Here is an 18,745-nt window from a genome sequence, read left to right on the forward strand (position 1 = left end):
AGGTTTGTCATCAGTCTGAGGGCGCCAATAGCGCCCTTATTTTTAACTTCCGCCTTTAGCCTTGGCCAACTGGGCGCGAATATTAGCCAGATGGCTTTGACCTTTTTGCATCCGTTCTTGCGGACTGACCACCTTACGTTCACTTTCCCACGCCAGGTCATCCTGCGGCAGCTCCAGCAAGAAACGACTCGGTTCCGGCCGCACCAGTTCGCCATATTGGCGACGTTCGCGACACAGGGTGAAAATCAGCTCTTTTTGGGCGCGAGTGATCCCCACATAGGCCAGACGCCGCTCTTCATCGACGTTATCCTCGTCAATGCTGCTCTGATGCGGCAGTAGCCCCTCCTCCATCCCCACCAGGAACACATAGGGGAACTCCAGTCCTTTGGAAGCATGCAACGTCATCAACTGAACCTGATCCAGCTCCTCGTCGCTTTCGCCGCGTTCCATCATGTCGCGCAGGGTAAAACGCGTTACCACCTGGGTCAGCGTCATTGGCTCATCCAGCTCGCTGCCTTCAAGCATTTCTGTCATCCAGCCGAACAGGGTATTGACGTTTTTCATGCGCATTTCGGCGGCTTTCGGGCTGGGTGAGGTTTCAAACAGCCAGCTTTCATAATCTACGCCGCGGATCAGATCGCGAACCGCGGCTATCGGTTCACGCTCCGCCAATTGGGCAATACCGTCCAGCCAGTGAGTGAAGCGTTGCAGCGATTCTAACCCACGACCGGTCAGGTGCTGGCTCAGGCCGAGATCGAAACTGGCTCGGAACAGGCTTTTGTTACGTTGATTGGCCCATTCTCCCAGTTTTTGCAGCGTTGCCGGGCCAATCTCACGCTTTGGTGTGTTAACGATACGCAGGAAAGCGCTGTCATCATCCTGGTTAGTCAGAACACGCAGGTAGGCCAGCAGATCCTTGATTTCCGGCCGCGAGAAAAACGAGGTGCCGCCAGAAATTTTGTAAGGGATGCGGTTTTGCATCAGCATTTTTTCAAACAGCCGTGACTGATGGTTACCACGATAAAGGATCGCATAATCGCCGTAGTTGGTTTTCTTCACGAAGTGATGGGCAATCAACTCCCCGACAACGCGCTCGGCCTCATGATCCTCATTATTGGCGGTCACCACCTTCAGCTCTTCACCGTAACCCAGCTCGGAAAACAGCCGTTTTTCAAATACGTGCGGGTTATTGGCGATCAAGATATTCGCCGCCTTCAGGATACGCTCGCTGGAGCGGTAGTTCTGCTCCAGCTTAATCACCTGCAACGCCGGAAAGTCTTCCTTCAGCAGCACCAGGTTTTGTGGTCGCGCACCACGCCAGGAGTAAATCGACTGATCGTCGTCCCCCACCACGGTGAAACGCGCGCGGTTACCCACCAGCAGTTTCACCAGTTCGTACTGACTGGTATTAGTGTCCTGATATTCATCCACCAACAGGTAACGAATGCGGTTCTGCCAGCGTTCGCGCACTTCTTCATTGCGCTGCAGCAGCAGAGTTGGCAGCAGGATTAAGTCGTCGAAATCCAGCACGTTACAGGCACGCATATGCGCGTGATACAGGCCGTAGCAATGCGCGAACAGCTTGTCGCGTTCTGAACGCGCCAGCTCCATTGCCTTCTGGGGATCGACCAGGTCATTCTTCCAGTTGGAGATGGTGGAAATCAGCTGCGCCACCAGCGTCTTGTCATTCTCCAGCCATTTCTCGGTCAGTTCTTTCAACAGCGCCAGTTGATCCTGATCGTCGAAAAGTGAGAAGTTGGACTTCATCCCCAGCGCGACATATTCACGTTTGATGATTTCCAGCCCCAGCGTGTGGAAAGTGGAAATCATCAGTCCGCGTGCTTCTTTGCGCCCCATGGTTTGCGCCACACGCTCTTTCATTTCGCGCGCAGCCTTATTGGTAAAGGTCACGGCGGCGATGTGCCGCGCCTGATAACCACAATTGTGGATCAGGTGAGCGATTTTGTTGGTGATGACGCGCGTCTTGCCGGAACCGGCACCGGCCAGCACCAGGCAGGGCCCGGTAACGAATTCGACGGCTTGTTGTTGGCTGGGGTTTAATCGCATGGCGCTTTATTGCTCGACTTTATAACGTGGGAGAGGATTGTAGCAGAAAGCGTCGACGAGATTTAACGGGTATAATCAGCGCAATTTCTGTATCGATAAAGGCAATACCATGGCAAAGACGGCGTGCGCCCTGCACATTCTGGTAGATAACGAAAAGCTGGCCGATGAACTGTTGGCCAAGCTTAAACGCGGCGTCAGCTTTGACACCCTGGCACGCAAATATTCAACTTGCCCATCAAAACGCAATGGCGGTTCTTTGGGCGAGTTCAACAAGGGCACCATGGTGGCGGCCTTCGATAAGGCAGTATTCAGCATTCCGTTGCTCAAGCCCTACGGCCCGGTGAAAACCCAGTTCGGCTACCACATCATCAAAGTGCTGTACCGCAGTTGATTGGGGGGCAAGCGCCCCCCTATTATTACTGTGCGCTGGTCTCCGGCGCTGGAGCGGTATCGGTGGGTTTGATTTCTTCCGTTACCACGGCAGGTGCCGGGGACATAATGCCGTTATAGGTTTCCTGTAACTGCTTCATGCTCATCTCTGGCTCGCCTTTCGGCTGCATCAGCACCAGGGTCGCATCTTGCGAAAGCTTAAGTTTCAGCTCCTGGTTCAGCGCTTCCAGCGTCAATCCGCTCAGGAACTCCTGGCGCAGTTTTTGATACTGCTCCGGTGCGATATCCACCACGCCGCTCTGTTGCGAGCGCAAGCGCTGGCTCATCAACACGTCCGTATCGGTGCGGGCATAAGTGGCAAACAGCTTGCTGAGTTGATCGTTTTTCTGCGCCAGCAGCGCGTTAAACTCGTCCTGCGACAAGCCGTTATTACGCACGTTAGCCAACTCACGGGCGATAAAGTCCAGGCTGTTGTTCAGGTTGTTGTTTGGGGTGTCCAGATGGATGGCACATTGGGCGCGTTGGTATTGCACGCGGCAATCGAAGCCCAGATGCAGGTTTTTCTGGTCACTTTTGTCCAGTACCTGTTGGAGATGCCAGAACAACGCTTCGCGAGCCATATCACCGCGCCAATAGCGGCTCAGATTTTGCGAATCACGGATCGGGTGCCAGGGTGCATCCCACATGATTGACAGCGTATCCTGTTTCACCTGCTCGCTGATCAGGCTGACCGGCTGCGGTGGCAGGGACGTCAGCGTTGGCATCAGGGCCGGCGTTTCACGCTTGCCTTGCAGCGGCGAGAAGGCTTTGTTGATTTGCTCGCTCAGGCTACGGATGTCTACCTTGCCCACCACGTACAGCGTCATCGCGTCTGGGGTGTACCACTGCTGGTAGAATTTCTTCAGTTGATCAACATTCACCGGTCGCTTGGGTGGCTGGGCCGGATCGTGCGCCAGCATCGCCGAGCCTTTCAGCCGATAGCGCCACCAGGCATCTTTGGGATTCGGTGGGAAAGTGCCAACCGGATCGACACTGGAGTTGACCACCGCATGCACCGTCTGTTCGTCAATCGCCAGTTTGCCGGTCGTATCGGAAAGCCATGCCAGCGCTTCTTTCAGCAGGTCTGGGCGGTTATTCGGCAAACTGAGATTGTAAATGGTGAAGTCATAAGAACTGATGGCCGGCGGCAGAGGCCGTTCGCTGTCTACGCTTTGTTGCCACAGTGAACGCAACTGCGGTGGCGTAAAGCTTTCGCTGCGCGCCAACGACAGGCGCGGCAACAGATGGGCAAAGCCAATCTGCTGTGAAGACTCCACTAAAGAGCCGGTGTTAACCATCAACCGCAGCTCGACGCGATCGCTCGGCCGCTGCGGTGTGTCTAATATCTGCCATGAGAACCCGTTGGCCAAGGCCCCCTGCTGCCAGGCAGGATCGGGTTGTAGTGCTTCAGCCTGCACGCTGCTGTTGGCTGCAGCCAACAGCAGCCCACCTGCTATGAGATGAATTCTGGTGCCCTGCATGTGAACCCCTACTTAATGACTATCCAATTTCTTTATGCAAATGCGGATATTCCATTTACCGGAATATTAGGCTGCAACCAACAGCCTACAAACAAAACGCCCTGAGTTTCACAGTGGGGCGGGAAGCAGAAAGTGTACCATCGAGTTAGACCGCGCGCCTTTGCGGATGTCACTCATTAGTGTGAAAAATAATGGATAACCGTATTTTTAATGCAAGAAATCATTACGCGGGGGGATAAAACATCACCGATTGCCGTGGCAACCGGTGATTTGAGGATAAAATCAGGCTGAAGGCAGCGTTTTATCGGCTCCTGAGCCAGGATTGTTGGACAGGGTGTCATGCAGCTGTTTTTCATCCAGCTGTTTACACCATTTTGCCACCACCACCGTGGCCACACCGTTACCGACCAGATTGGTCAGCGCACGGGCTTCAGACATAAAGCGGTCAATGCCCAGAATCAGCGCCAGACCGGCCAGCGGCAGATGGCCGACGGCAGAAATGGTGGCGGCCAGCACGATAAAGCCACTGCCGGTCACCCCTGCCGCCCCTTTCGAGGACAGCAACAGCACCACCAGCAGCGTCACCTGATGGATAACATCCATATGGGTGTTGGTCGCCTGCGCGATAAATACCGCAGCCATGGTCAGGTAGATTGAGGTGCCGTCCAGGTTAAACGAATAGCCGGTCGGAATAACCAGGCCCACCACCGATTTTTTGCAGCCCAGTTTTTCCATCTTGTCGAGCATGCGTGGCAGTACCGACTCGGAAGAAGAGGTGCCGAGCACGATCAGCAACTCTTCTCTTATATAACGAACAAACTTGAAAATGCTGAAGCCGTTGGCGCGGGCAATCGAGCCCAACACCACCACCACGAACAGAACGCAGGTGAGATAGAAACAGGCGATCAACTGACCGAGCTGCAGCAGCGAGCCCACGCCGTACTTGCCTATGGTGAACGCCATGGCCCCAAAAGCCCCCAACGGCGCCAGGCGCATAATCATATTGATGATGCCGAAGATCACGCGGGAGAAGCTTTCAATCACATTGAAGATCAGTTGGCCCTTATCACCCAGGCGATGCAGGGCAAAACCGAACAACACGGCAAACAGCAGCACCTGCAGAATATTGCCGCTGGCGAAGGCACCAATCACGCTACCGGGGATGATGTCCAGCAGGAACGGGACAATGCCCTGCTGCTGGGCTTGTTCGGCGTAAACGGCCACCGCTTTGGCATCCAGCGTGCCGGGGTCGATGTTCATCCCGGCGCCCGGTTGTACCAGGTTGACTATCAGCAAACCAATCAGCAGCGCAATGGTACTGACAATTTCAAAATAGAGCAGTGCAATCGCACCGGTGCGACCTACAGCCTTCATGCTCTCCATACCCGCGATACCGGTCACCACGGTACAGAAGATCACCGGAGCGATGATCATTTTAATCAGTTTGACGAATCCATCGCCCAGAGGTTTCATCTGCGCGCCAATGTCAGGGTAAAAATGGCCAAGCAGGACGCCCAGCGTAATCGCTGTCAGCACCTGAAAATAGAGGCTCTTAAAGATAGTGAGTTTCATATGAACATCCTTTGGGGGAAATACACGCACCAGGCGGTAGTCTAGTTATCTCGCCTGTTCATCGCTTGCGCGGAAAATAACACCCACCTAACAACATGGAAATAATTTGTTGCACCAATAGATACATGTTGATACGAATTTAAGAGCTGAAACGCGCCAGCTCGAATGCAAGGCTGTAAATTGCGTAACCCATTGTTTGCATTAACTCAAAAGGGGTAGGAACCACTGGCGGTTTTCGGGCGGGCTTAGCGGGCGACGCGGATGTCGCCCAGACGGAAGGCAAAAGGCGGATCAGGCCGAAGGCCGGCAAAACTCGGCTTCAAACTCACTGCGCGGCAGCGGGCGAGAAAACAGGAACCCCTGACCGCTGTGAATGCCGTGCTGCAACAGCCAGTCACGTTGCTCGTCATTTTCGACGCCTTCGGCCATCACCGGCAGCGCCAGCACCTCAGAAATCGAACTGACAATACGCACTATGGCGTCGTCCGTCGGCAGGCCCTGAATAAAGCTCTTGTCGATTTTAATCAAATCGATCGGCAGGCATTTCAACCGGTTAAGGTAATTAAGACTGGAATACCCCATGCCAAAATCGTCCAGCGCAATGGAAAGCCCCAAGCCGTGCAACTCCCGGAACAACGCCAATGCACGGTCGAGATCGTCAATACGCACCGTTTCGGTAATTTCCAGCAGCAATTTACACGGGTCAATCTGATACTGCGCCAGCAGGCTCTTAAGATGTGGAATAAAATCTTCATGCTTCATCTGGATCGGGGAGACATTGACCGCCAGCGGCAGCGTAATGCCCCGGGCCTGCCAATCCGCCAGGATCAGGCAAGCCTCTTCCAGTACCCAGTTGCCGAGCGGCACAATCACACCCAGCTCTTCGGCTAATGGAATGACCTCGGCCGGCAGGGTAAAGCTGCCGTCGTACTGCTGCCAGCGCAGCAGGGCTTCGGCACCGATCACCGCGTTGGACTGCATCTCGACCTGCGGCTGTAAAAACAGGGTGAAACGGCGTTGCTCGATGGCTTGCAGGATTTCACTTTCCTGCGTCAGTCGTTTCTGCGTACGCTCCGTCAGGCTTGGCTCGAAGAACAACACCTGATTTTTACCTTCACGATGCGCCGACATCATCGCCGAGGTAGCACTGCGCAGTAGCTGTTCCGCGCTTTCCCCCGGATTAAGAGAATGGGCGATACCGATGCTGGCGTTGGGTCGCAGCGGCATGTCCTGCAAGCTCAGCGGCGCATTAATCTCTGCCATGATACGCCGCGCCAATTGCATGGCGTGGAACGGCCGCTCAACACCTTTAGCCAGAATGGCAAACTCGGTTTTGCTCAGTTGCGCCAGCACGCCGTTTTCATCGATGCACTCACGCAGTTTTTTCACCAACGTCAACAGCAGCGCCTCACGCATTGCCGGGTTGAGCACACCGGAGGCCTCATGTAAGGTTTCGATGCCGATAACCAGCAAGTTAAAACGCTCAGGCCGCAGGCTGGAAGCAATATGCTGCTCCAGCAGCGCGGTAAACAGCGCCTGATTCGGCAGCTCGGTAACCGGATGATGGGTGCTCATACGGCTCATTTCGGCATAGGCTTTGGCCAGCCGCTGCTGATTGCGGTTGTAATTGCGCACCAACAACCCCAGTTCGTCGTCCTGGTGTAACGCCGGCAGCATCAATTGATGGTAAGGCGCTTCTTCCTGGGAAATATTTTCCAGCTCTTTGGCCATCGCGCGTAACGGATGCACCATCAATCGGTTCATACACCAGCTGATAGAAACCGACAGAATCAACGCCAACAGCAAGTAGGTCGATAACATGGTCGACAGAATGCTGAGAATGAATTGGTACATGCGGAACGAATCGGCCTGCAGCACCAGATAAGCCAGCGGCTGCGGGTTGGTCGGCACGCGCTCCAGCGAATAGAGCGGCACGGAAATCTGGATTGGCAGCTCGAACAGGCGAGCAATCAGCGTCGGTACCGGGCGCTCTGGCGGAAAATTGGCGTGCAATGCCTGGAATTCGTTCGGCAGTACGATATCCGCCCGGCTCAGGATACCTACCGGCAGCAGGGTGTTCAGCACCCGCTTGGTTTCCGGCACGTCCATGCGCAGCACGGCCTCCGCCAGCGGCTGGCGTACGGAATAAGCAATATTTTCCAGTTGCTGGGCATAGTCATCCCTGCGCTGCTGCACAAAATGGAATAACTGGATCACGATAAAGATACAGATTGTCACCAGCGCCACGCCGGAAACCGTTGCCATCTGTTTAATCGTTAATGAACGCCTGACCCGCAAACCTGCTCTCCGCTAATTCGGGCTGAAATAAAAAAGGGATGAATAATACCCATCCCTCATACCGGTCTGAGTATACTCGATCGTCAGATGTTTTTATCTGGCCATACCCAGGACAAAACCTAGAAAACCGCGGGTTTCAGTCTTTTCCTAATGAAACGCGGCTTGCGAAGCCGGTTATTAGTGATAGCGCACCTCGGTGCACCAGGCCCGGATATCTCAGGCTACATACCAAACTCACACAGGGTAGCAAAACTACCCTGTGCCGACACTCTGAATCTACCTGAGTTGGGTTACTTGAAATCGGCGTATGGCGTCAGCGGCTGCGGCGGTAAATCCAGGTCGCCTTGCCAACCGGCCATCGAATAGCGCAGATAAATCAATGCGTGGCTCGGCGTATAGTCTTTCGCCTGCTGGATATCGAACCCGGCACCCAGCGTCCAGTGTGAACTGAGGCGTCGCTCGACAATCGCCCGCAGGGTATAACCGACACCGGAAGAGGAACTGCCGTCTTCTACCGCAAACTTGTCCGGCAGCGAATCCGGGATCAGCCCCTGCAGCGGATAACGTTGCTGACTGTTGGTTTTCGAATGGGACAACGACACCGACCCACCCAGCTCCCATGACCAGTTCTCGGTCCGCTGGCGATAATTGACCGGCACCGCCAGCGACATATATTGCTGCGGACTGTAATAGCCCCCCTGGCCGAGAGAGTAACCACTTAAATCCTTCTGATAGTGCCACAGCATGGTGTTCAGCCCGACGGTGACGCGGCGATTATCTTCATTGACCAGCTTGTAATAATAACCGGCCATAAAGCGTTCACGTTGGTTATCCTCAACGTTTTTACCGGTCAACTGATGCGCGCTGAGATCGGCCCAGACGCCATGAGCCTCGCCACGATCGTAGCTGCCGCTCAGACTGACCCCGGTGGCGCGTACGCCGCCCCAGGTGGTGCCGGTGTTCGGATCTTTGGTGCCACCAAACGCCAGCAATGAGCTGGAAATCGGTCGACGCGAAGCCGCCAACGTCCAGCCAATGTGGTTCCAGTCATTGCTGTAGGCCAACCCGCCTACCCAGTCGACCACCTCAAAACCCATCGGCGTGGTGCCGATGTCCCCTGACCAGCGATCGTTCTGCCAGCCAACCGCCACGCTGGTGCCGGTAGTTTTCTGATGTTCGTCGCCGCTACAACCCTGAGTATTACAGGTGCCAAAGGTCTCGTAATATTTGCCACTGCCGTCGGTAGAGAAACTGCCGGCATCCAACTGCACGGTATCGGAACGGAAAAATGCCCGCCCGTCGTACAGCGGCATATCCACCTGCAGCATGGTGTCATGCGCTTTGTAATCGGAGATACCACCGGTACCGCTCGAGCCCCAATAATCGTGATCGAGCGTGACGTTAACATCCTGCTGGCGGTACAAATCTGCCGCATCCGAGCGAATACCCCGCTTGAGCCAGTCGTCACCCGGATTGTTGCGTGTCAGATAGGTATAACTGTCGTTATCCTGCGGCACGTCTGGCGCAATGCCGCTGGCCACCATCGCCTGTTTGTAATCCTGTTGCGCCAGCGCCGGTTGTAGCTGGTCGCGCTCGAGCCGCGCCGCATCACGGTAAATCAACGCCTTCGACTGGCTTGCCGGCTCTGGTTGGGCGGCGGTTTTTAGCCGGGTAAAGATATCGGTGGCTTTTTGCGGTTCGCCAACGGCAGACCAGGCGTTAGCCTCCCGTCGCTCGCTGTTAGCTGATGGTGTCGGCTCCGGCGTTTTAGTTTGCAGCTGTTGGCGTGCTTCGCTCAGCTTGCCCTGCGCCACATAGGCCTCGATTTCGCCCAGCCGCGCATCCGGGTTATTCGGTTCGCGTGTCCGCACCCGCTGATAGTCAGCCAGTGCAGCGTCATAATCACCGCGTACCAGCGCCCAATCGGCCAACTGGAGATCGATACGGGTATCCGCCGACTGCCGACGCAGGTAAGCCACCGCGCCCGGCTCGTCACCCGCGGCGCGTAACTGCTCGGCATGCTCCAGGGTCGCCTGCATTTTCAAGCGCTGCGCCAGTTCGCGCATATTGTCGTTCCACTGTGCGCTGGGCAAGGCATTCAACTGTGCGAGCGCCTGCGGGTCGCGATCGCTGCTGGAAAGATACAGCGCATAGGCATAGGCTAACTGTGGATTATCATGCTGTTTTTGCGCCAACCGAGCGAACAGGGCATCCGCCTGCTGTGGCTGCCCAGCCTGACGCAGCGTTTGCGCGTAGTGATAGGTCAACCAGACATCATCGGGGTCCATCTGCTGGGCGCGACGGTATTTTTCCGCCGCCTGATGCCACTGCTGCTGCTGTACCAGCTGCTCGGCCTGCTGCTTGAGCATATCGAGCTGCAAACCCTCGAGCGTCTTGCTCATTTTGTTTTGCTGGCTGCGCGGCAGGCCGTTGAGATAGGCCAGCGCCTTTTCCGGCGATTGCCGTTGGTAAATATTCACCAGGCCACGCACCGCACTACCGCTGCCCGGATCCAGCCGTAATGCCTGCTGATAAAAACGTTCGGCGGCAGCGTCATCTTTACGCGCGACCGCAACATCACCCAAGCCGATCACCGCACTGCTGTCGGTGTTGTCGAATTGCCGTGCCTGTTGGTATTTTTGCTGGGCCAGTGCCAGATTGCCGGCTTTCAACGCCTTGTCACCTTCGTCGACCGCCAGCCAATAGCTGTTGCTCTTGATCAGACTCTGCCATTTACTGCTGCCATAACCGCTTTTGTCGGCCTGCAATGCCTGGCGGAACAGGCTCAAGGCCTGCGGCCGATTACCGGCGCGGGAGTAAGCCTGCCCGAGCGCGCCCAGCACTTCGGCATCATTGGGGGAAGCCGCCAGCGCTTTCTTCAGTTCGGGAATGGCGGCACGGCTGCCGCCCTTGTCGACCTGCGCCAACCCACGCACCCGTGCCTGATAGGCCGGATCCGACAACAACGCCTGCTGCCGGGCCAGCTCTTGCCGGGCGCTGACCGCCTGATCGCCGGTTTCAAACACCCCGAGAAAACGGTTAAGGGCCGCCACGCTTTGCGGGCTGACCGGCATGGCTTTCACTTTCTCCAGCCACAGATCGGCCGCCTCCCCGCGCCCGACCGGGTCGGCCGCCACTTTCTGCAGCAAATCATAGGCCTGCGCGTCACGATCCTGACTAAACAGCATCCGCGCCAGCGACATGCGCAGCGGCACGTTGCCGGAATATTGTTGATCCAGCGCCTGCAGTTTTTTCAGTGCCGCCGCTTCCTGCCCCGGCAGCCGTGCCACCAGTCGCCAGTATTCCACCGCCAGTTCAAGCGTCGGCGGATCCCCGTGGAACAGGGCATCATACTGCGCCTTGGCCTCCGGCAAACGACCCGCAGTCGCCATCAACCGCGCCTGCTGCAGCTTTTGGCGGGTTTCCGGCTGGGTCAGCAACATATTCATTTCCGCCTGGCGATAGGCGCTGGACTGCGGCGCAATCTTTTTCAGCTTATCCAGCTGCTGCTGCGCCAACGCCTGATTCCCCTGGCGTAACGCCAGGCGCATACGCGCTGAAATCACCTCCGGGTTGTTCGGATCCATCAGCTCAAGCCGATAGAGCGATTGGCGAACCAGCTCATCTTTATTGCCGGCCTCGCCAACGCGCACCTGCTCCAGCAGCCATTGTTCCGGCGCAACGGTTTCTGCCCCCTGCGCCTGTGGCAATATCGCCAGACTTAAAGGCACCAGACCCAGCCAGTTTATTCGGAAGTTACGCATTGGCCGCCCCAAGAGGGTTGAAGTTCACCCTGCCGATTAAAACGATAACGTTGTTGATCCCATCCCTGGCCGAACAGCGCCAGCGAGGCGCTGAAATAGGCGGTGTCGCCCGGCGGGTTTTGCTTAATACGTTGGCGCTGTACCTGCAACGCCTCGGGTTGATTGGCCAGCATCGGCAGTATCGAGGCAGAGAAACCCACCGGGCCGTCACCCGTGGTTTTGCCGTTGGCGGTGTCGGTTTTCTCCGGCGGTACGCCCTGTTGAACGGTGAGCTGTGCCATAGGTTGCAACTTTTTGAGCAGCGCCGCCTTGTGTTGATCGTCGTCTGCCAGCATACCGGCCCACAAATAGGCCCGGATGGCGTCATAGCTGCCGATGTTCGGTTTGACGGTGTCCGGCTGCCAGCCTTTTCCGGCCTGCCACACTACCCAGTCCGGCAAGAAGCCGTGGGGGGCAGTTTCCAGCCATAGCCGTTGATTGGTCTGCTGCATCGCACGCCACGGACCGTTCAACGCGGCAAAACGCACCAACAGTTGCGGCGGCAGGTAGCTTGGATTGAGCCGCCAGCGATCTTCCGCCACAAACCCCACCTTACCCGGTAACAGCATCAGCCCCAGACCGGGAATATCAGTCACTTCTTCACGGGCAATACGCTGCAACAGCAAGGTACCCAGGGTCTGATAGCGACGACTTTTCCACAGGCGTCCGGCCTCCAACAGGTTATAGGCAATCCACAAGTCGGAATCGGAGGCCGAATTGCTGTCCAGCACCGTCCACTGTTTTTTATCGTCCTCACCCCATAGCCAGGCCGGCAAATGGGCGCTGAGATCGCCCGCTGCCAGATTATTTTCCGTCCACGCCAGCAGTTGGTCGAAAGCAGGCCGATCGTTGGCCACCAGCGCGAAGAACAGGCCATAACTCTGGCCTTCCGAGGTAGTAATACGGTTCGGGCTACTCGGGTCGATCACCCGCCCCTGCTCGCTGATATAAAACTGTTTGTACTGTTGCCAGGCAGGCCACTCGCAGGTGGCTACCGCGCTGAATGAGCACAGTAGCAACATGCCGAATGTCAGACGCTTCAATACCGCAGGCATAGCGATTAATCCCGATCTTCAGGCGACAGACGGCGACGACTGAAGGCCTTCAGGCCACGCCACAGCATCAGCGCCAGAACCACCACCACCACTACCGCAATCACCGCCAACAGCATCGGGTGAGTCGACAGCGCATGCCAGATACGCTCCCACCACGGCAGGTGACCGACATAATAAACGTCGCCCACGCGCAGGCTGTTCACCCCCGATTCCCGGATCACCGCCACCGAACCAAACACCGCCGCACGCTTGCCACTGTCCAGCAGTGCATCGTTGAGCAGGTCGTAGCCTCGCGGGCTGTCGGCCAGCAATGCCACGATGCTGCGCTGACTGTTAAACGGTGACTGCACGCCGACAATCGCCGACATCGCGCCTTCGGAACTGATGGTGGTCTGGTTGTCGGGTTTGGTGTCCTCCGGCAATACATCCATTGTCGGCAGCGCCAACTGCCGCGTCGGCACTTTCACCCAGCTTTGGGTGGCATCGACCAGCAGGTTGATTTTTTTGTCGTCCCGCAGTTCCGGCGGAATAGTGCCGATCATCAGAATATCGGCGTCACGCTGTTTGGCTTGCGACCAGTCGTCACTCACCGTCACCGCCAGCGCCGGATAACCGGTCTGGGCGCCGATAACGCCCATCGCGTTCAGCAGTGCGCTAACCTGCGGTGGCTGTGGCTGCTTGTTCACCAGCACCAGCGTTTGCGACAAATCAGCCAAACGGCTGAACGGGAAACCGGCATTGGCGAAGGCGCGCAGGTCCGGCATCGCCATAAAGTGACGGTACCCGGAGAAATCAATGGTCGATGAACCGTCGATGATTGCGTGGTTTTGGGTGAAGGAATACGTCTCGCAACGCCCTTCCGCCCCACTGGCCAGCAGCGTGGTGTAATCAAAGTCGAAACGCATCTGGTTGCTGGCACCCAGCCGCAGCGCCGGAATATTGACGCTCTTGTCGGAATCGATCAGCCCCTGGGTCAGTGGCAAATGCAACAGTTGGGTACCCTGTTCGTGCTCCGGCACCAGCGAATAGGCCTGCACAAACTGGTTGTTCAGGCTGACGCTCAGGCGCGAGCCGTCCTGAATGCGCGGCGCGGTGTAACGATATTTCAGATGCATATCAATGCCGGTACTGCGGATCAGGAACAGGTCCGGCGGCAGGTTCATGGTCAGCGAGATCGGGCCAGGCTCGATGCCGCTGGTCTGCAGTTGTTCAGCGTACTGTTGCAGCTCGGCAAAGGTCATCGGCCTGTCGGTACGCACCCAGTTCGGCGCGTCGTACGGCTGGCGCGGCGCCAGTTGTTCGACCTTATCCACCGTGACGTTCTGACCGCGGAACAGGATGTTACCCTGCGCAATGCCTTTCACGGCGGTGATCAGGTCGTTGTCATCACGCCCCTGCACCAGCAGCAGTTTGATGTAGGGATTATCCGGATGGCTGATCATCTCCACCGTCGGGCCGTTGACCGGCGGATAATCGCGCAGGAAGTCCGGGCGCTGCTTGTTGGTGGCAAAGACGATGGCATGCTGTTCCGGCAGCTTGTTATACAGCGTCGGGAACGACTGGCCGCGCCACTGAGCTTTGCTGCCGAACCACGAGGCCAGAATGCCCGCAGCCCGCTGCTGGGTGACATCGGGCTGACCGGCAAACACCATTGGCAGGGTCAGCGGTCGGTTGTCGCGACTGTCAAAGAAAGGCTCCGGGAAATGCGAAAGCTCGTTTTTCACCGGCAGGGTTTGGTAGCGTAGATTCAACGAACTGGATTTGCTGACTTCGAGCCACAGCGTGGTGTTTGCCGGGTTTTCACAAATGTTCTGGTAATGGCCAACGAACACCAACCGCACACGGTTAAAATCGGTGATATAGCGCGGATCGATCGCCATCTGGATACGATTGGGTTTGCCGAGCTGCTCTTTGGCGAGGGTGGTCACGCCCATCAGTTCGTCATTGAGGTACACCTTGACGTGTGACTCCACCGGGATCAGCGAAGGTGACGGGGTGAATTCCAGATCGAGCATCGCCTGCGACACCACTTCATCGCTGCGCACACCGAATTCGACCTGGCCATCCGGCCGGGTGCCACGCAGGGTAAAGGTGCCCGGTGGCGGCGCAATTTTGGCAAACTGCAATTGCACGTCACGCACCGGCGCATTCGGATCCTCCGGCACGACCGATCTCATGGGTGTCGTCACCACTGCGTCGGCAGGCACCGCCAGCGGCGGTTGTGCGGCAACGGTCGGCGCGGTGGCAGTTTCAGCCTGAGACAGGGTGCTGATGCCTAAGGCCAGGGCGGTAAACCAGGTTATTTTTCTCGTCATCGTATCATCATCAATGTTAGAGCCTGGGAGCCAGGCGAGTAAGCAGGCGGTTTGCCTATACCACTGTCTCTTTTTGGCTGAAGGCCGGAGCCCTGCCGACGCCGTGCGGGATAAATGACGCTATCCAGCCAATCAGCGTCGTGGTTCCAACCAGCAAGCGGCGCACCAACGGCGGTGCATAATCCGCCATACGTATATAACCCCGGAAGCCCAACGCCAGAACGTCGCGCAGGCTTTCGATCGGTTTATCTTCAGGGAAGCCGTCCTGCCACAACGCCCAGGTATCGGCACGGGCAAAGGTGCACTGAATAAAATCAATATGTTCACGGGTGCTGAGGCCAACCATGCGGATGCCCACCTTGCTGCCGAAAGCGCGCGTCACCACGCACGGGAAGCTGTATTCCTGCTGGCCGCGCTTGAGCAGCAGCGACACCTTGTCACCATCTTTGAGCGCATCCTCCACGCGCATCTCAATCCCCACCCCACCGTCGGAATAATCACGCAGCGTGCAGGGGAACAGATGGCCGTCGGCACGAGCAATGGCGGCCGGCATGGCAATCTCCACCCGGTGCGCCTGGCGAACCTGCTTGGCCTCTACCGCCACCGCCACCGCGCCACCGAGAATGGTCATGTTGTACAACACCCACACCAGGCTGATGATCACCGTCATCACTTCGTCCGTCGGGCCGTAACCCAGACGCCAGACACCGAACACCAACCCGGCCAGGTTCAATATCACCAGGAACATATAGGGCCGGGTAATCACCCAGTCGACATGCTCTTCCCCCACCAGCCCGCCTTTGGCGGTCACGTTGAATTTGCCCTTGTGCGGATTAAACAGCGCCACCGTGGTCGGCCGGGCGATGTACCAGGCCAGCACCGTCTCGTAGATCTCGCTCCAGAAAGAGTGGCGGTATTTACCCTGAATGCGCGAGTTGGTCAGGCTGGCGTGGATCATATGCGGCAGCACATACAGCGCGATCGCCAGTGCCGGAGCAAAGATGATATAGGCGTGCAACAGCAGGAAGGCCAAAGGTGCGGTGAGGAAGATCAGCCGCGGAATGCCGGAAAGGAAGTGCAGCATGGCGTTGGCATAACACAACCGCTGCGCCAGTTTCAGCCCCTTGCCGAACAACGGGTTATCCAGTCGGAAGATCTGCACCATGCCCCGCGCCCAGCGAATACGCTGGCCAATGTGCGCCGACAGGCTTTCGGTCGCCAACCCCGCCGCCTGCGGGATACGGATATAGGCCGAAGTATGCCCACGACGGTGCAAACGCAGCGAGGTGTGGGCATCTTCGGTAACGGTTTCCACCGCAATACCGCCGATTTCATCCAGCGCGCTGCGCCGTAAGATAGCGCAGGAGCCGCAGAAGAAAGTCGCGTCCCACATATCGTTGCCATCCTGCACCAGACCATAGAACAGCGTGCCTTCGTTCGGCGTCTGACGAAAACGACCGAGGTTGCGTTCAAATGGATCCGGCGAGAAGAAGTGATGCGGAGTCTGTAGCATCGCCAGCTTTTTGTCTTTGAAGAACCAGCCCATAGTCAATTGCAGGAAAGAGCGCGTCGGCACGTGGTCGCAGTCGAAAATCGCCACAAACTCACCGGTAGCCTGCTTCAAGGCGTTATTGATGTTACCGGCCTTGGCGTGTTCATGGGTGGGTCGGGCAATATATTTCACCCCCACCTCTTCGGCGAAGGCCTTGAATTCAGGCCGGTTGCCGTCGTCGAGAATGTAAATGGTGACTTTCTCTTTCGGCCAGTCGATACCCAATGCAGCGTAGATAGTAGGCTTCACTACCTCCAGGTCTTCGTTATAGGTGGGAACCAGTAGATCGATGGTCGGCCAGGTCGAACTGTCGGCGGGCATAGGTACCGGCTGGCGGTTAAGCGGCCAGACGGTCTGGAAATAACCCAGTACCAGTACCACCCAGGCATAGGTTTCCGCCACCAGCAACAGCAGACCACAGGTCAGACTTAGCGGATCGTCCCAGTTCAGCGTGGCGGTATAGCGCCACCACAGGTAGCGGCAGGACACGGTCAACGACAGCACGATCAGCATCAGCGCTGGCAGGCGGCCCGGCACCCGGCGCACCACCATGGCGATGCCCCACAACAACAGCACAAACACAAACTGCGCTGGCAGGTCGAACGGCTGTGAAATACACAGGATCGCCAGGATTGCCGCCAATACACCGACAAGAATAAACAGCACGCGGCGCACACGCCGGTTCATCCGGCTCAGCCGTGCTACCGAGCGCTGCTCCAGCCCGGTATTTTCCAGCCGCTGTGGCACCGTCTTCAGCCAATTGGCGTAGCGTAATTGCAGGCGCTGCCAACCAGCAAAACGAGGGCTAATCAGCGGTTCACGATCGGTACGGAACACCAACAGCCACAGTCCCTGCAACAGATAACGCAGCACATCCGCCGGCCGCGGGCGGCTAAACGACAGATGCGGAAACCAATAGGCACGACCGACCCGTAGCCGTTGCCAGCCCGGGGATTCAAAGCGCAGAAAAATCCAGCCCAACGCCACCAACAGCGTAGTGAAAAAGGCGGTAAAGGCCGAAGAGCCATGCCGGCGGTAAGCGCGATAACGCGTCTGCACCGCCTGTTGGACAGGCGGCACCAGCAGCAGGCTCATCACCCGGCTCATGGGGCCGTATCCTTCAGGTTGATCAGACACCAGTTTGCCAACGTCAACACTTCATCTGCGGCCAGGCTTTCCGGTCGGTACTCGCCCAGCGGCTGCTTGACCGCCAGCGCCTCGGCCATCGCCTCATCACGGTGGATAACCACCGGCAACAGCCCGCCCAGGGTTTGCAACCATAGCTGATGCAAATCCTGCTGGAGCTGGCTGGCAGCGAAATAGTGGTTAATCAGGAAACGGCAGCCTTCCGGCAATGCCTGTTGATGCAACCGCACCTGGCAGTTAGCGTCTGGGGCGATCAGTATAAACACAGAGTCCGCCAACGGCAGTGCCTGCGCGGCCAACAGTGGGTCATCCGCCGGTAAATCCAGCAGGATCCAGTTGTACTGAGCACTGGCGCTTAGCTGCGCCAGATTCTCCTGCCAGTGGTTAGGATGTTGCCGGCAATATTGTTGTAAACTTAACCGCCCTGCCGCGGTGAGTCGGCCAAAGGGGAGAAAGTCGAGGTTTTCGCAGTAGTGCATTGCGCCCTGCTGCCATTCGCCGCCATCCTGCTCCGCTCTGGCCCAGCCGCGCGCCAGCTCAAACGGCGTATTAAAATGCAGACGCAGCTGGTTATCCGGCGCGAAATCGACGGCCAGCACCGACTCGCCCAACTGCTGTAATGCCCACGCAAGCGCCGCGGTGACCGACGTTGTGCCCATCCCGCCTCGCAAACCCTGCAGCGCAATCACTGGCATAAATTACTGGCTCCCCGTGGTCTGCACAAGTTCGGCCAGCAGTGGCCAGCGAGTCATCATCTGCGTTAAACGCTCCTGACGCGAAATATCGATATAACTTAATTTGGGTAAGGAAAATGCATGACTGAGGGCCAGCAGATCATCCTGTGTTTCTGGCGGTACTACTGCATGAAATCGCGTTAATTGATTATTCATTCTGCCGCCTTTAAAAATAGACTAATGTTAATTAACTATAGCAACGTAATAAAAAAAAATGGACAATAAGATGATTTCTAAAAGATATTATTACACATAATGTAAGATTTGTTATTATTGATCCCAATGATAATATG

General features: G+C 57.0%; 11 protein-coding genes. 1 reads left to right on the plus strand and 10 read right to left on the minus strand.

All coding sequences use genetic code 11. The features are described 5' to 3' along the window. Positions 1-42: 42 nt before the first annotated feature. Positions 43-2,067 carry a DNA helicase Rep gene (rep, locus tag ACUTSU_RS15935; protein WP_012004628.1) on the minus strand — a complete coding sequence of 675 codons (2,025 nt, stop codon included), beginning with the start codon at positions 2,065-2,067 and terminating at the stop codon, positions 43-45. Between the two features lie 109 nt (positions 2,068-2,176). Here rep and ppiC point away from each other — a divergent pair, with 109 nt between their 5' ends. Then, positions 2,177-2,458 carry a peptidylprolyl isomerase PpiC gene (gene ppiC, locus ACUTSU_RS15940; protein ID WP_017891252.1) on the plus strand — a complete coding sequence of 94 codons (282 nt, stop codon included), beginning with the start codon at positions 2,177-2,179 and terminating at the stop codon, positions 2,456-2,458. Positions 2,459-2,483: 25 nt separating this feature from the next. Here ppiC and ACUTSU_RS15945 read toward each other — a convergent pair whose 3' ends face one another. From ACUTSU_RS15945 to bcsR, 9 genes are all read right to left on the minus strand, one after another. After that, positions 2,484-3,977 carry a M16 family metallopeptidase gene (locus ACUTSU_RS15945; RefSeq protein ID WP_445652228.1) on the minus strand — a complete coding sequence of 498 codons (1,494 nt, stop codon included), beginning with the start codon at positions 3,975-3,977 and terminating at the stop codon, positions 2,484-2,486. A 282-nt stretch (positions 3,978-4,259) separates the two neighbouring features. Beyond that, the gene (locus tag ACUTSU_RS15950; RefSeq protein WP_445652229.1) at positions 4,260-5,549 is read right to left on the minus strand and encodes a dicarboxylate/amino acid:cation symporter; all 1,290 of its coding nucleotides are present in this window, start codon (positions 5,547-5,549) and stop codon (positions 4,260-4,262) included. Between the two features lie 291 nt (positions 5,550-5,840). Continuing rightward, positions 5,841-7,847: a biofilm formation regulator HmsP gene (gene hmsP, locus ACUTSU_RS15955; protein WP_445654382.1), complete on the minus strand. Its 2,007-nt coding sequence runs from the start codon at positions 7,845-7,847 to the stop codon at positions 5,841-5,843. Positions 7,848-8,137: 290 nt separating this feature from the next. Continuing rightward, complete coding sequence (bcsC, locus tag ACUTSU_RS15960; protein WP_445652231.1) at positions 8,138-11,611, minus strand: cellulose synthase complex outer membrane protein BcsC; 3,474 nt, start codon at positions 11,609-11,611, stop codon at positions 8,138-8,140. After that, a complete protein-coding gene (gene bcsZ / locus ACUTSU_RS15965; protein WP_445654383.1) occupies positions 11,593-12,705 on the minus strand; it encodes a cellulose synthase complex periplasmic endoglucanase BcsZ in 1,113 nt (370 codons plus the stop codon). Before bcsZ ends, bcsC begins: the two co-directional genes overlap by 19 nt. A gap of 5 nt (positions 12,706-12,710) precedes the next feature. Beyond that, complete coding sequence (gene bcsB, locus ACUTSU_RS15970; RefSeq protein WP_445654384.1) at positions 12,711-15,020, minus strand: cellulose biosynthesis cyclic di-GMP-binding regulatory protein BcsB; 2,310 nt, start codon at positions 15,018-15,020, stop codon at positions 12,711-12,713. Between the two features lie 55 nt (positions 15,021-15,075). Then, on the minus strand, positions 15,076-17,679 hold the full coding sequence (bcsA, locus tag ACUTSU_RS15975; RefSeq protein ID WP_445654385.1) for a UDP-forming cellulose synthase catalytic subunit: 2,604 nt from the start codon (positions 17,677-17,679) through the stop codon (positions 15,076-15,078). Next, the gene (bcsQ, locus tag ACUTSU_RS15980) at positions 17,676-18,413 is read right to left on the minus strand and encodes a cellulose biosynthesis protein BcsQ (RefSeq protein WP_445652235.1); all 738 of its coding nucleotides are present in this window, start codon (positions 18,411-18,413) and stop codon (positions 17,676-17,678) included. Before bcsQ ends, bcsA begins: the two co-directional genes overlap by 4 nt. A 3-nt stretch (positions 18,414-18,416) precedes the next feature. Further along, positions 18,417-18,608: a cellulose biosynthesis protein BcsR gene (bcsR, locus tag ACUTSU_RS15985; protein ID WP_318430272.1), complete on the minus strand. Its 192-nt coding sequence runs from the start codon at positions 18,606-18,608 to the stop codon at positions 18,417-18,419. Positions 18,609-18,745 lie beyond the last annotated feature (137 nt).

This window comes from Serratia sp. NA_13 (assembly GCF_052691735.1).